Source organism: Streptomyces sp. NK15101, assembly GCF_020400725.1.
Lineage (GTDB): Bacteria > Actinomycetota > Actinomycetes > Streptomycetales > Streptomycetaceae > Streptomyces.
Genome location: NZ_JAINVG010000130.1, coordinates 1 through 13,243 on the forward strand (window position 1 = coordinate 1; position 13,243 = coordinate 13,243).

Consider the following 13,243-nt stretch of genomic DNA (forward strand, 5'->3'; position numbering starts at 1 on the left):
CTCCCCTCCCGGCCCCCCCCGCGGCCGCCGCCGCCGCGGCGCCCCCCGCGCTCGGGGCCCCGCCGCTGACGAGCGTGCGGCAGCCCATCGAGGAGATGGGCCGCACCATGGCGCGGATGCTCCTGCAGGAGATCGCCTCGCCCAGCGAGGCGGACGAACAGCCCCGCCGGATGCTGCCGACCGAACTGGTCGTCCGCGCCTCCTCCTGAGGCCCGCCGGATGCCGCCGGCCGAACTCCTGACGCCCGCCGGCTGCGCTCCTGACGCCCGCCGGATGCCGCCCGCCGGACTCGTCGCCCGCGCCTCCTCCTGACCGCGCCCGGAGCCCCGCCGGCCCCGCCGGTGCCGAGATGCAGCCGCCCCGGGGGCCCCGGAGAATGGACACCGTACCGGGCCCGTATCCGCGAACAGGGCGCTCCCGACGGCGTCCGACCCTGCAAGGGGGCGGTGGACGATGTCGCTGCGCAGGCCGAACCGGCCGCCCACGGCGCCCGGTGCACTGCGCACCTGGACCCTGGTGTACCTCCTGGTCGTGACCCTGCTGACCGTCGCGTACCTGGAGTTCCCCGCCCGGCACACCACCCTGTGGGCGCTCATCGGACTCAGCGGCGTCGCCGCCATCCTCGTCGGCGTCCGCCTGCACCGGCCGTCCCGGCGCTGGCCCTGGCTGGTGCTCGCCGCCGCCAACCTCACCTTCGTGAGCGGCGACACCGCCTACAACGCCCTGGAGGCCTTCTTCGGTCAGACAAGACCCTTCCCGTCCATCGCGGACGCCCTCTACCTGATCACCTACCCGCTGTTCGCGATCGGCCTCTTCGGGTTCATCCGCTACCGGGCCGTCGGCCGCGACCTCGGCGTCGTCCTCGACGCGCTGATCCTCACCTCCGGCCTCGCGCTGCTCTCCTGGGTCAACCTCATCACCCCGCTCGCCAGGAGCGAGGACATGACCTGGGCCGAGAAGGCCATCTCCATCGCGTATCCCCTCGGTGACGTGCTGATGCTCGCGATGCTCGCCCGGCTCCTAGTCCCCGGCGGGCTGCGCTCCCGGGCCGTGCAGCTCCTCACCCTCGGCACCTGCGGCATCCTCGCCTCCGACGTCATCTACGGCATCAAGCAGCTCGACGGCACCTGGGAGGTCGGCACCCCCTGGGACCTCGGCTGGGTCGTCTTCTTCACCGCCTGGGGCCTCGCCGCCCTCCACCCCTCCATGACCGGCCTCACCGAGCGCGCCCCCGAACCGGCCCCGCACGTCGCCGAACAGCGGCTCGCGCTGCTCGCCGGGGCCTCCCTCGTCGCCCCCGGCCTGCTGCTCCTCCAGTCGCTGCGCCACGCGCAGAGCGAGGACACCGCCGTCATCGCCATCTTCTCGGCCCTGATGTTCCTCCTGGTCCTCGTCCGGCTCTGGGGCATGATGAGCGACCACGGCAAGGCCGAGGCCCACGAGCGCAGCCTCCGGGTCGCCGCCGCCTCCCTCGTCGCCGCCCTCAGCCCCCGCGAGGTCGCCGGAGCGGTCGAGGGGGCCTCCGCGGCCCTCTTCGGCCCGGGCACCTCCCACCAGGTCCTCCTCCTCACCCGGGACCGCCGCGGCGGCCTCACCGCCGTGGCCACCGCCGAGCACCCCTGGAGCTGCCGCACCGACGAGCTGATCCGACCCCGCGGCACCGACTGGTCCGACCTGGTCGCGGAGGGAGCCCGGCTGCTGCCCCTGACCCGGCTCGACCCGTCCATCGCCGCCGAGATCACGCCCGAGACCCACGTCCTGCTCTGTCCCCTGGAGCTCCAGGCCCCCTCCGGAGGCGAACCGCTGCTCGGCGTGCTGCTCTTCGCGGGAACCGAGAAGAAGCTCGCGGAGATCTCGGGCCCCGCCCAGTCCCTCGCCTCCCAGGCGGCCCTGGCCCTCGAACGCTTCGGGCTCAGCGAGGAGGTCAACCGCCGCACCAGCGAGGCCTACTTCCGCACCCTCGTGCACAACACCTCGGACGTCATCCTGATCCTGGACGACGACGACACCATCCGGTACGCCAGCCCCTCGGCCGAGTCCATGTTCGGCCGCTCCCTGCTCCCCGGCACGCCGCTCACCGAACTCCTCGCCCCCGCCGACACGACGAGCGCCCTGCGCCTCGTCGCCGACGCGCGCGCCCGCGGCGCCACCGACGCCCGGGACGACTGGAAGCTGCTGCACGGCGACTCCGGGGAGCTGGAGGCCGAGGTCCGGTGCAGCAACCTGCGCGACGAGCGCACCGTCCACGGTCTCGTCCTCACCCTCCGCGACGTCACCGAGCAGCGGAAACTGGAGCGGGAACTGACCCACCGGGCGTTCCACGACTCGCTCACCGGGCTCCCCAACCGGGTCCTGCTCCTCGAACGCATCGAGCGGGCGCTCCTCCGCGGCCGCCGCGAGTCCACCCTGACCTGCATGCTCTTCGTCGACCTCGACGACTTCAAGGTCGTCAACGACACCATGGGGCACTCCGTCGGCGACGAGCTCCTCGTCGCCGTCGCCCGCCGCCTCACCTCGGTGCTGCGGCTCACCGACACCGCCGCCCGGCTCGGCGGCGACGAGTTCGCCGTCCTCATCGAGGGGGCGCGCGAGCCCCGCGACGCCGAGGCCCTCGCGGCCGAGATCGTGCACACCCTCAGCCAGCCGTTCCACCTCACCGACGGCGCCGTCTCCGTGTCGACCAGCGTCGGCATCGCGACCGTGCTCGACAGCGCCCACGCCGAGGAGCTCCTCGGCCACGCCGACCTCGCCCTGTACGCGGCCAAGGCCGCCGGCAAGAAGCGGTGGCGGCTCTTCCACCCCGAGCTCCACTCCCGGCTCGTCGCCCGTCACGAACTCCAGGAGGGCATGGACCGGGCCATCGCCGACCACGCCTTCGCCCTGCGCTACCAGCCGATCGTCGAGGTGGACGGCGGCTCCCCGGCCGGTCTCGAAGCGCTCATCCGCTGGCCGCACGCCCGCCGCGGCATGGTGCCGCCCGACCAGTTCATCACCCTGGCCGAGGAGAGCGGCCACATCATGCCGCTGGGCGCCTGGGTCCTGGAACACGCGGCGCTCGACATCGCCCACTGGCAGCGCGCCCACCCCGGCGGCACCCCGCTGCGGGCCAACGTGAACGTCTCGGCCCGCCAGTTCCGCGACCCGGGCTTCCTCGAGGAGGTGCGCCGCGCCCTCCACTCCTCCGGCCTCGCGCCCGGCTCGCTCGTCCTGGAGCTCACCGAGTCCGTCCTCATGCGCAAGGACGCCCAGATCCGGACCACCATGTCCTCCCTCAAGGACCTGGGGGTGGGCATCGCGATCGACGACTTCGGCACCGGGTTCTCCTCGCTCAGCTACCTCCGCGAGTTCCCCATCGACGTCCTCAAGGTCGACAAGTCGTTCATCGACGACATCACCACCGACCCCCAGCAGGTGGCGCTCGTGGAGGGCATCGTGCGCATCGCCGACGTCCTCGGCCTCCAGGTCGTCGCCGAGGGCATCGAACACGAGGAACAGCGGGCGCTGCTCGCCGAGATGGGCTGCCGCTACGGGCAGGGCTACCTCTTCGCCCGCCCCATGACCGCCCACCAGGCCGAGTCCTATCTGCACCACGCCCCGCCCGCGGGCGCCCGGCCCGCCGCCCGGGCGGCCGCCCGCCGGGCCGTCCGGCTCGCGGGTCCCGCCCCGGCCGTCCGCACCGCCCGGGTCCCGCGCGAGTCCCGCTGGCGGGACCTGGAGCGCCTCCGGCGGACCAGTCTCATGTGCGACGCCGTCATCGACGAGGTCGACGGCCGCCGCATCCGGGTCGGCGACGACTGGCTCGTCGACTTCGCCTCCTGCAACTACCTCGGCTTCGACCTCGAGCCCACCATCATCGAGGCCATCGAACCCGAGGTCCGGCGGTGGGGCACGCACCCCAGCTGGTCCCGGCTCATCGGCAGCCCCCGGATCTACCCCCGCATCGAGGAGCGGCTCACCGAACTCCTCGGCGCGTCCGACACCCTGCTGCTGCCCACCATCACCCTCATCCACCAGTCCGTCATCCCGCTCCTCGCCGGCACCGGGCAGGTCTTCGTGGAGGCGCAGGCGCACCGCACCGTGTACGACGGCTGCGTCGGCGCGCGGGGACAGGGCGCCGAGGTCCACCGCTTCCGCGCCGACCGGCCGGAGGAGCTGGCGAGCCTGCTGCGCGGCGCGCCCGCCGGCGCCGGCCGGCTCGTCTGCATGGACGGCGTCAACAGCATGACGGGCAACTTCCCCGACCTGCCCGTCCTCGCCCGGATCTGCCGGGAGAACGGCGCCCTGCTGTACATCGACGACGCCCACGGCTTCGGCGTCATCGGGGAGCGGCACGCCGACGAGAGCAGCCCGTACGGCTCGCGCGGCAACAGCATCGTCCGCCACCTCGGCGAGACCTACGACAACCTGGTCCTGGTCGGCGGCTTCTCCAAGGCCTTCTCCTCGCTGCTCGCCTTCATCGCCGTGCCGAAGTGGCTCAAGGACCACCTGAAGGTGGCGGCGTCCCCGTACCTGTACTCGGGGCCCTCGCCGACCGCCTCGCTCGCTACTGCTTTCGCCGGACTCGACCTCAACGACGAGCGCGGGGACGAGATCAGGGCCCGCCTGTACCGCAGGACGGCCCGCGTCCTCGCCCACGTGCGGGGCCTGGGCATCGCCACCCCCAACACCGACGGCCTGCCGATCGTCGAGATCCCCCTCGGCGACGCCGGGGACCTCGACGCCGTCGCCACGTTCCTCTGGGAGCGCGGCATCTACGTGACGCTCGCGTCCTACCCGCTCGTCCCGCGCGACCGGATCGGCTTCCGCATCCAGATCACGGCCGCCAACACCGACGAGGAGATCGACCAGCTGTGCGCCGCCCTCACGGAGCTCGCCGCGCGGTTCACCCTGCAGTCCGCCGCGGCCACCCGCTCCGTCACGGCCGGCCGGCCCGCGGAGGAGTGATGGACCGGACACCGCAGGGCCCCCCGGAGGCGGGCCGGGTCCGCCGCAACCGGGACGCCGACTGGGACGACTGGCCCGTCGCCGACTACCTCGCCGAGAACTACCGCAGCCTCCACCCCTGCGACGTCGGCGTCATCCGTCACCACGCCGCCGTCTACCGGCGCTTCGCCCCCGGCGGCCTGTCCCGCACCCTGGAACTCGGCGCCGGTCCCAACCTGTACCCGCTGATGCTCGCGGGTGCCGCGAGCCGGGGCGTCGACGCCCTCGAACCGAGCAGTGCCGGCCTCCGCTACCTGCGCGGACAGCTCGCCCACGGCGTCGACGACAGCTGGCGGCCCTTCTACGCCCTGTGCCGCTCCCTCGACCCCCGCCTCCCGGCGGACTGCGCGGAGGCGCTCCGCCGGGTGCGGGTCGTCCGGGGCACCGCCGACGACCTGGTCCCCGGCAGCTACGACCTCGCCTCGATGAACTTCGTCGCCGAGAGCGTCACCGAGGACTTCGCCGAGTTCACCGCCCTCTGCGACGCCTTCGTCCGCGCCGTCCGCCCCGGCGGCACCCTTCTCGCCGCCTTCATGGAACGCATGCCGAGCTACCGCATCGGCACCGGCCCGGTCTGGCCGGCCTGCCCGGTCGACGAGACCGCCCTGCGGGCCGTGTTCGCCCCCCGCACCACCGGGCTGCGGATCGCCGGGGTCGCGAAGGACCGCACCCTGCCCGAGTACGGGGACACCGGCGTCCTGCTGCTCACCGCCGAACGGCCCGTCCCCTGACGCCGGGCCGTCTCCGTCCGCCACGGTGCCGTCACGCCAGCAGCTCCCGGTAGAGCGCCGCGTACCGGGCGGCGAAGCGCTCCGGGCCGAAGTGGTCCTCGACGAGGGCCCGCCCCCGCTCCGCGAGCATGTCCCAGGAGCGCGGCTGGTCGAGCAGCCACGCCAGCTGCTGCCCGGTGCGGCGCCCGTCGCCCGCAGGGGCCCGCAGCACGGCGTGGCCGAAGTCGGCGAACTGGGGGAGGTCGCTGAGGATCGAGGGCCGGCCCGTGGCCAGCGCCTGGAGCACGGTGAACGGGATGTCCGGGGTGCCGCCGAGCGCGACCGGCGGGTACAGCAGCACCTGGACGGAGGCGAGCAGGGCGTGCATGTCGTCGACGTACCCCCGCACCTCGACGTCGGGCAGTCCGGCCGCCCCCGCCCGCTCCCGCAGCGCCTCGTCGAGGGCGACGGTGTCCTGCCCCGGCCGTCCCCGCATCGCGAGCACCAGCCGGAACCTGGCTCCCTCCCGGTGGGCCTCCGCCGCCGCCTCGATGGCCGTCTCCGCCCCGCCGTGCGGCTCGTGGCGTCCGGCGAACAGGACGGCGGGGAATCCCTCCGGCCGCGGCAGGTACGGCCACTCGTCCAGGGCGATCATCGGCGGGACGACACGGACGTCGCCGAAGTCGGCGGCCCGCAGCAGACGGGCCATCGACTCGGACAGGGCGACCGTCGTCCCCAGGGGCCGGGAGGCGCCGAGGAAGCGGTTGTCCGTCACACCGGGCACGGTGTGCACGACCGGCCGCCCGCCGAGCAGCAGCGGGCGCATCCGGGAGAAGGCCGGGAAGGTGCGGCCGATGGTCAGGAAGGCGTGCACCAGGTCGACCCGGCGGGCGAACAGGGTCCCGGCGAGCCCGGACTGCACCCGTGCGGGGGCGTGCGGCGTGCCGCCGCGGGAGAGGACGTGGACCGGCCGTCCGTGGTCCGGGGCGGTCCGGCGCCCTTTCGGCCGCTGGGCGAACCACACGAAGTCCACGTTCGGCAGCGATCCGAGGACGTCGGCGGCCAGTCGCAGACCACCGCCCTCCGCTCCGTTCAGCGGACCGCCGGTCAGGAGCAGGACCCGGGGCCGCTCACCGCGGCGCATCGGGCACCTCCGCGGCGGCCCGCGCGGAGGTCGGGGCGAGCGGCCCGGTCACGGCACACCGCCGGTGGTCCGGGCCCTCGTGGTACGCAGCCGGGCGGGGTCCCGGGGGACGGCCGTGCCGGCCTCGGGCAGCAGGTACACCTCGGGCGCGCGCGGGATGAGGCCCTCGGGGAACAGCGCGTCGGTCTGCGTCCGGTAGCCCCGGATCAGCTCCGCCTTCCGGTCGAGGTCCCGTTCCCAGGCGCGGGCCACCAGACGGTGCCGGCCGGTGAACTCCGCGTCGGCGGCGGCCGTCTGGTTGTACGGGAAGTCGCTGTAGTACACGACCCGGCGGCCGCTGCGCTCGGCGGCGGTGCGGGCCAGGACGTGGTCGGCGTGCCCGCCCACGCCGAGCGGCGCGAGCACCAGGCCGCCGGAGCGGGCGGGCAGCAGCTCCTCGATGGTCCGCCCGGCCGCGCGCAGGGTCTCGGCGTCGTGCTCGGAGATCCGGCCCCGGGACAGGTGCAGCCGGTACGTCGGGTACACGTGCACCAGTTCGGGCAGCAGCGGGGCCAGCCGCCCGACGCCCGGACGGGGCCGCGGCAGCCGCCGGAACAGCCCGTCGACCAGGCCGACGTGGTGCCAGTCCACGTCGAGCAGCTCCAGGACCCGCCGGTCCTCCTCGCGCCGGCTGGCGAACAGCTCCTCCGCGTCGTCGGCCCGGGCCTGCCGCAGGTACTGGCGGGCGGAGAGGGTGTACGGCGGTGGCGCGGCCTCCGTGAACAGCGTGGCGACCGTCACCGGCGCCCGCCTCCCCGCCCAGCCGAGCAGTGCGCCGCAGGACAGCACGGCGTCGTCCAGGTGCGGCGAGAGCACGATCATCGGGACGCCGGAGCCGAGGACGGTCCGGACGAAGGCGGTCAGCGGGTCGTCTGCCATGACGCACCCCTCTTCCTCGGCCGCCGCGCGGCGGCTGGCGGGTCCAGAAGCCGGTGGGCCAGCGCCAGGTAGCGGCCCGTCATCTCGTCCCACGCGTAATGCCGTGCCGCGATCCCGGCGCGGTGGCCCAGCCGGCGGCGCAGCGCGGCGTCCGTGGCCAGCTCGGTCATCCGCGCGCCGAACGCCGCCACGTCGAACGGCGGCACGGCCACGTCGCCGTTGCCGCGCATCCAGCGCAGCGCGGGCAGGTCGAAGTGCAGCACGGGCTTGCCGTACGACATGCCCTCCAGGGCCACCAGGCCGAAGGTCTCGTGCCGCGAGGGCATCACCAGGAAGGCGCTGTCGCGCAGCAGCTGGCGCTTGCGCTCCTCTCCGGCGCACCCCACCCAGTGGATCCGGGGCTCCGGGCCGGGGGCGTGCGCGGCGACGAGCGCGGCGAGGCGGCGTTCCTCGGAGGGGACGCCGCTGCCCGCGAGCAGCAGGTCGAGCGGGGGCCGGGCCCGGTCGTAGGCGTCGAGCAGCAGGTCGAGGCCCTTGCCCCAGGTGTCGATCCGGCCCAGGAAGAGGATGAACTGTCCGGACCCGAGCAGGGCCTCGTCGAGGAGGTGCCGGTCGACCCCGTCGGGGATGACCTGCACGTCGGCTCGGGGGCTGAGCCGGCGGATCGCCGATCCGTCGGCGGCGTTCAGCGCCACGATGTGCCGGTAGCAGCGCAGGCCGAGCCGCTCGACCAGGAGGGACGGCACGCGGTGCGGCCGCCACCGGGTCTCCGGACGGCGGCCCTGGGCGATGCCGATCACGGGGGCGCCGGTCGTCAGGGGCAGGAGGCCCGTCGGGAACGGGGGAGTGAAGCTCTCCAGCCACAGGTCGTGGCGGATCCGGCGGGCCGCGAGCGGCAGCAGCGCGAGGAACAGCAGCCGCCCGGCGCGCGGCCCCGCCCGGCCCACCGGGAGCCGGACGTAACGGATGCCGTCCCGGTCCTCGGCGCCGCCGTGCCGGCCCGCCGTCACGACGGTCACCCGGAAGTCCTCGGCGAGCCGCCGGGCCACCTTGTCGGCCACCAGCGCCGCGCCGCTCCGGCAGGCGGGGGCGTCCGAGCCGTCGTAGACCGAGACCACCACGTGCCGTCGCTCCGCGGTCGCGCCGGGCTCCGGCACGGCGGCCGCCCGTTCCCGTTCCCGCATCACGTCGAGGATCCGCTCCAGGGCCGCGTCGGCCACCAGGGACGGAGCCCTGTCGCCGTCGAGCCAGGCGATCCCCGGCAGCCGCCGCGACCAGCCGCGGCAGCGTTCCCACCAGGCGGCCGAGGGTCCCGCGGCGCCCTCCGGGCCGAGGCTCCACAGCGCCTCGGGTCCGTTCTCCACGAGGAGGGTGAGACCGTAGCCGCCGGCGATCCGGCCGAATCCGGCCGTGCCGCCGGATCGGGCCGGGAGGCCGAACCTCACCAGTTCGTCCAGCGGCCCGCGGTCCGTCAGGACCACGGCCTGTCCGCCGTGGGCCCGCGCCCGTGCCAGCAGCCGGGCCACGGCGATCCGCGCCGCGAGCCCGGACGAGTCGAGGAAGGCGTGGACACGGCGCGGCCAGGATCCCCGGCGCTCGGGATCCGTGGCGCGCCGTGCCCACGCGTCCCGGCCCGGTTCCCCCGTCTCCCTCACGTGGGGCGGAACCGGGAGCCGGCGGCACAGGAGGCAGCCGTGGCAGGGGAGGACGAGGACGGTGACGCCGCGTTCGCGCAGCAGTGTCGCGAGCCGGCGCGCCAGCGAGGAGGTGCCCTCGGCGTCGGGTCCCGACACCGCGACGAGCAGAGGCCCCCGGACGGCGGTCATGACGCCCGCCTCCGTCGCTCTCCGGTCCTCGCCGAAGGGACCCGGGGGAGTCGCGGGAACGTCTCGTGGACCGCGCGCCGGCCTCCGCGAGGGCCGGGCACGCGCTGCGGGGGGATCGGGGCGCGGGCGGGCCCGTCGTCACGCGGGGCAGGGACCGCGGAGGTGTGGGACCGGGGCGTCGCGGCCGGGCGGGCCGGTGGACCTGAGCCGCTGCCGCGGCGCGCGGTTCGCGTGTGGGCCGTGCGGGCCCGCCGCCGGCGTCCGGCGCCCCGCGGCCGGCACATCCGGAGCAGGGGTGGGGGGACGACGGGGCCGATCCGGTCGGAGGCCCGGCGGGCCGGGTGGGCGGTGGCGGTGCGGGGGGAGTGGCCGAGCGGGCGGCGCCGGGCATCGGCGAGGGGCCAGTCGGTCACACGTCGCAGCGGGTGCGGAACGGGTGCCACCGGCGTTCGGCTGAGGGGGCTGGAGGTCACGACGAGCCTCTTCCGTCAACCGACCCTGCCGAGGGTGTGCGCTCAAGGCATGGTCTGTCCTGAAATGTTGCTTTCTTCAGCGATAGCACTGTTCGATATGGTTCGTCAACCGGGAACGCCGTGGGGGGCATGAGGGCCGCGGAGAGGCCCGTGCGCCAGGCGCGACAGGGCGTTGTGCGGCCGCTCGTCGAGGAGGGCGCCGAGGATGCGGGCACCGTCGCGGACCGTGCGGGGGTGCGACGGACCGTGACGGCGCGGCAGTTCCAGGCTCGGCACCTCGGCGACGCGCAGCCCGTAGTGCAGCGCGTGCGTGACGAGTTCGGCCCCGAGCTCCACACCGTCCTCGCGCAGGTCGAGGAGGTCGACGAAGGGGCGCCGGAACGCGCAGAACCCGTACCAGAGATCCGTGAGGTGCTGGCCGTACAGCCGGCGGGCGAGCCGCAGCAGCGCGCGGTGCCCCAGGCGCCGCGACAGCGGATAGTCGGCGTAGTCGCCGCCCGCGATGAAACGCGAGCCCTTCACGAAGTCGTAACCGCTTTCCAGATAGTGCAGGTAATGCGGGATCTCGTGCGGCGACATGGTGCCGTCGGCGTTCATCAGGACGATCAGGTCCCCGGTCGCCGCGAGCAGGGCGGCGTGCGGGATGTCGCCCCGCGTGAAGTCCCACTTCCCGAGCCGGAGCACGGCGATCCCGTCGCGCACGGCGCTCTCCTCGGCCGGGCCGCCGATCAGGACGACCTCCCGCACGCTCGACGGCAGCTGGTCGAGGAGCCGGTCGAGGGCCGCTCCCGGGCTCCCGTCGCCGGGGTGGGCCGTGAGGACGAGACTCACCGTCCGGGTGCCGGAACGGGGCGTCCGGTCGGTGGACCGGCGCAGGGGATGCGAATCGCTGCCCATCGGGGAATCGCCACTCATCGGTACGCCCTGACTCGTCGGTTCGGCCTCTCGGCGACCGGACCGCTTTCCCAGAATCCTGCGCCCGGGGTGACGCCGTCAAGAAAAGCGGAAGGATATGCGGCCGTCCGCGAAGGAATGAGACGGAGGAAGGGGTCGGAGGGGGAAGGAATTCCCGCCCTGTCAAGGGGGTATTTCTGCGCGCGTTCCCCGAGAGGAATACAATCCCGTCATGGCAGGGCGAATTGAGGACTACGCCCTCGTCGGTGACCTGGAGACCGCCGCGCTCATCGGGACCGACGGGTCCGTCGACTGGTGGTGCGCGCCCCGCTTCGACTCGCCCGCCTGTCTCGCGGGTCTCCTCGGCGATCCGGACCACGGCAGCTGGATCCTCGCCCCGGTCGGCAGCAGCCGCTGCACGCGCAGGAGTTACCGGGACGACACGCTGGTTCTGGACACCTTCTGGGAGACCCCCTCCGGGACGGTCCGGGTCACCGACCTCATGCCGCCGCGCTCGCGGGGCCTCCCGTCCGACGGCGGCCCGAGGATCATCCGTGTCGTCGAGGGGATCGCCGGACGGGTCCCCGTGCGGGGCGAGTTGAGGGTCCGGTTCCACCACGGCAGCATCGTCCCCTGGACCCGCTCCACGGACCGGCACACCGTCGTCTCCATCGCCGGACCCGACGCCGCCCACCTCTCCTGCGGGCCCGGCGTCGAACTCGACGTCACCCGGGAGCGCACGAGCTGCGAGTTCACCGTCACGGCCGGCCGGCGGGTCGCCTTCGTCCTCGGCTGGAGCCCCTCGCACGCCCCGCCGCCACCGCCCGCCCCGCCCGCCGACGTCGCCGCCGCCGCGCTCACCCGTACCCTCGGCTTCTGGAACGACTGGGCGGCCGCACTCCGTTACGAAGGCCCCGCGCGCGAGGCCGTGCTCCGCTCCCTGCTCACCCTCAAGGCCCTCACCTACGCCCCCACCGGCGGCATCGTCGCCGCCGCCACCTCCTCCCTGCCGGAGTCCATCGGCGGCAGCCGCAACTGGGACTACCGCTTCTGCTGGCTGCGGGACTCCACCTTCACCCTCTCCTGTCTGCTCCGCAGCGGCTACCGCAGGGAGGCGCTGGCCTGGACCGAGTGGCTGCTGCGCGCCGTCGCGGGCGATCCCGACGACCTCCAGCCGCTGTACGGCGTCGAGGGCCAGCGACGGCTTCCCGAGACGCACGCCGACTGGCTTCCCGGCTACGAGGAATCACGGCCCGTCAGGTTCGGCAACGCGGCCGTCGGCCAGTTCCAGCTCGACATCTACGGCGAGGTGCTCAGCACCGTCTACTCGGCCGTCCGCGCGGGCGTCGTCCTCGACCCCGCGGCCTGGGCCCTGGTGGCCTCGCTCCTGGAATACCTCGGCAAGCGCTGGCGGGAGCCCGACGAGGGCATCTGGGAAGTCCGGGGCCCGCGCCGCCACTTCGTCCACTCCAAGGTCATGGCCTGGGTCGCCGCCGACCGTGCCGTCCGCCTCGCCCGCGTCGCCGGCCTGCGCGGCTCCCTCGCGCACTGGCAGGCGCTCCGCGCCGAACTGCACGCGGAGATCTGCGCCCGCGGGTGGAGCGAGGAACAGTGCTCCTTCACCCAGTACTACGGAAGCCGGCAGGTCGACGCCACCGCCCTGCTGATCCCCCGGCTCGGCTTCCTCCCCGCCGGAGACCCCCGTGTCCTCGGCACCGTCCGGGCGATGGAGCGGCTCGAGGAGCACGGCTTCCTGCGTCGGTACGGCGACGTGCGGGACGGCGGCACGCACGAGCTCGACGACCTCGGCGGCACCGAGGGGACCTTCGTCGCCTGCACGTTCTGGTACGCCGACGCCCTCGCCATGACGGGCCGCGCCGACGAGGCCCGGGCCGTCTTCGAGCGGCTCCTCGACGTCCGCAACGACGTCGGGCTGCTCGCCGAGGAATGGGACCCCGTGGCCGGCCGTCAGCTGGGCAACACGCCCCAGGCGCTCAGTCATGTCGCCCTGGTGAACACGGCGTTCACCCTGTACGGCACCCGCCGCCACGACCGCGACCGCGGTCGCCTGGCTGTGGCGTGATCGCGTCGAACTCCGGCGCGGCGCCGGGGACAGGGGGCGGACACGGACCGGTACGTCGTCATTCCGGGCGCGCCGGCGCTCCTGCTCGCGCTCTGCGGGGCGGCCGCGCTCCGCACCGGCCGGATGCCGCCCTGGATGCGGCGGCGCGTCTTCCGGCCGGCGACGCACGGCTGGGGGCAGCCGGCGATGGCCGCGGCGTTCGCGATCCGGGG

8 protein-coding genes are annotated in these 13,243 nt (G+C 74.5%); 4 read left to right on the plus strand and 4 right to left on the minus strand.

The window, feature by feature from the left end; translation table 11 throughout:
• The 3 genes from K7G60_RS36275 to K7G60_RS36285 all read left to right on the plus strand — a co-directional run.
• The coding region (locus tag K7G60_RS36275) for a substrate-binding domain-containing protein (RefSeq protein ID WP_225805228.1) at window positions 1–209 on the plus strand (209 nt) is incomplete at its 5' end.
• 244 nt (window positions 210–453) lie between these two features.
• Window positions 454–4,944 (plus strand): aminotransferase class I/II-fold pyridoxal phosphate-dependent enzyme, encoded by a 4,491-nt coding sequence (locus K7G60_RS36280; protein WP_225805229.1) that lies wholly within the window; start codon window positions 454–456, stop codon window positions 4,942–4,944.
• Window positions 4,944–5,714: a class I SAM-dependent methyltransferase gene (locus K7G60_RS36285; RefSeq protein WP_225805230.1), complete on the plus strand. Its 771-nt coding sequence runs from the start codon at window positions 4,944–4,946 to the stop codon at window positions 5,712–5,714. Before K7G60_RS36280 ends, K7G60_RS36285 begins: the two co-directional genes overlap by 1 nt.
• Before the next feature lie 31 nt (window positions 5,715–5,745).
• On the opposite strand, the gene K7G60_RS36290 is transcribed toward K7G60_RS36285, so the two are convergent.
• The 4 genes from K7G60_RS36290 to K7G60_RS36305 all read right to left on the minus strand — a co-directional run bounded on the left by K7G60_RS36290 (window position 5,746) and on the right by K7G60_RS36305 (window position 10,969).
• Window positions 5,746–6,837 (minus strand): glycosyltransferase family 4 protein, encoded by a 1,092-nt coding sequence (locus K7G60_RS36290; RefSeq protein ID WP_225805231.1) that lies wholly within the window; start codon window positions 6,835–6,837, stop codon window positions 5,746–5,748.
• A gap of 48 nt (window positions 6,838–6,885) precedes the next feature.
• A complete protein-coding gene (locus tag K7G60_RS36295) occupies window positions 6,886–7,755 on the minus strand; it encodes a PIG-L deacetylase family protein (protein WP_225805232.1) in 870 nt (289 codons plus the stop codon).
• Window positions 7,737–9,581 (minus strand): glycosyltransferase family 4 protein, encoded by a 1,845-nt coding sequence (locus K7G60_RS36300; protein WP_225805233.1) that lies wholly within the window; start codon window positions 9,579–9,581, stop codon window positions 7,737–7,739. Before K7G60_RS36300 ends, K7G60_RS36295 begins: the two co-directional genes overlap by 19 nt.
• Window positions 9,582–10,159: 578 nt before the next feature.
• Window positions 10,160–10,969, minus strand: a complete 810-nt coding sequence (locus K7G60_RS36305) for a glycosyltransferase (protein ID WP_225805234.1) — start codon at window positions 10,967–10,969, stop codon at window positions 10,160–10,162.
• Between the two features lie 211 nt (window positions 10,970–11,180).
• Here K7G60_RS36305 and K7G60_RS36310 point away from each other — a divergent pair, with 211 nt between their 5' ends.
• Window positions 11,181–13,031, plus strand: a complete 1,851-nt coding sequence (locus K7G60_RS36310; RefSeq protein WP_225805235.1) for a glycoside hydrolase family 15 protein — start codon at window positions 11,181–11,183, stop codon at window positions 13,029–13,031.
• Window positions 13,032–13,243 lie beyond the last annotated feature (212 nt).

Coding starts and splice junctions, on each gene's coding strand:
- K7G60_RS36280 (WP_225805229.1), top strand. CDS start 454: ATGTCGCTGCGCAGGCCGAACCGGCCGCCCACGGCGCCCGGTGCACTG.
- K7G60_RS36285 (WP_225805230.1), top strand. CDS start 4,944: ATGGACCGGACACCGCAGGGCCCCCCGGAGGCGGGCCGGGTCCGCCGC.
- K7G60_RS36290 (WP_225805231.1), bottom strand. CDS start 6,837: ATGCGCCGCGGTGAGCGGCCCCGGGTCCTGCTCCTGACCGGCGGTCCG.
- K7G60_RS36295 (WP_225805232.1), bottom strand. CDS start 7,755: ATGGCAGACGACCCGCTGACCGCCTTCGTCCGGACCGTCCTCGGCTCC.
- K7G60_RS36300 (WP_225805233.1), bottom strand. CDS start 9,581: ATGACCGCCGTCCGGGGGCCTCTGCTCGTCGCGGTGTCGGGACCCGAC.
- K7G60_RS36305 (WP_225805234.1), bottom strand. CDS start 10,969: ATGAGTGGCGATTCCCCGATGGGCAGCGATTCGCATCCCCTGCGCCGG.
- K7G60_RS36310 (WP_225805235.1), top strand. CDS start 11,181: ATGGCAGGGCGAATTGAGGACTACGCCCTCGTCGGTGACCTGGAGACC.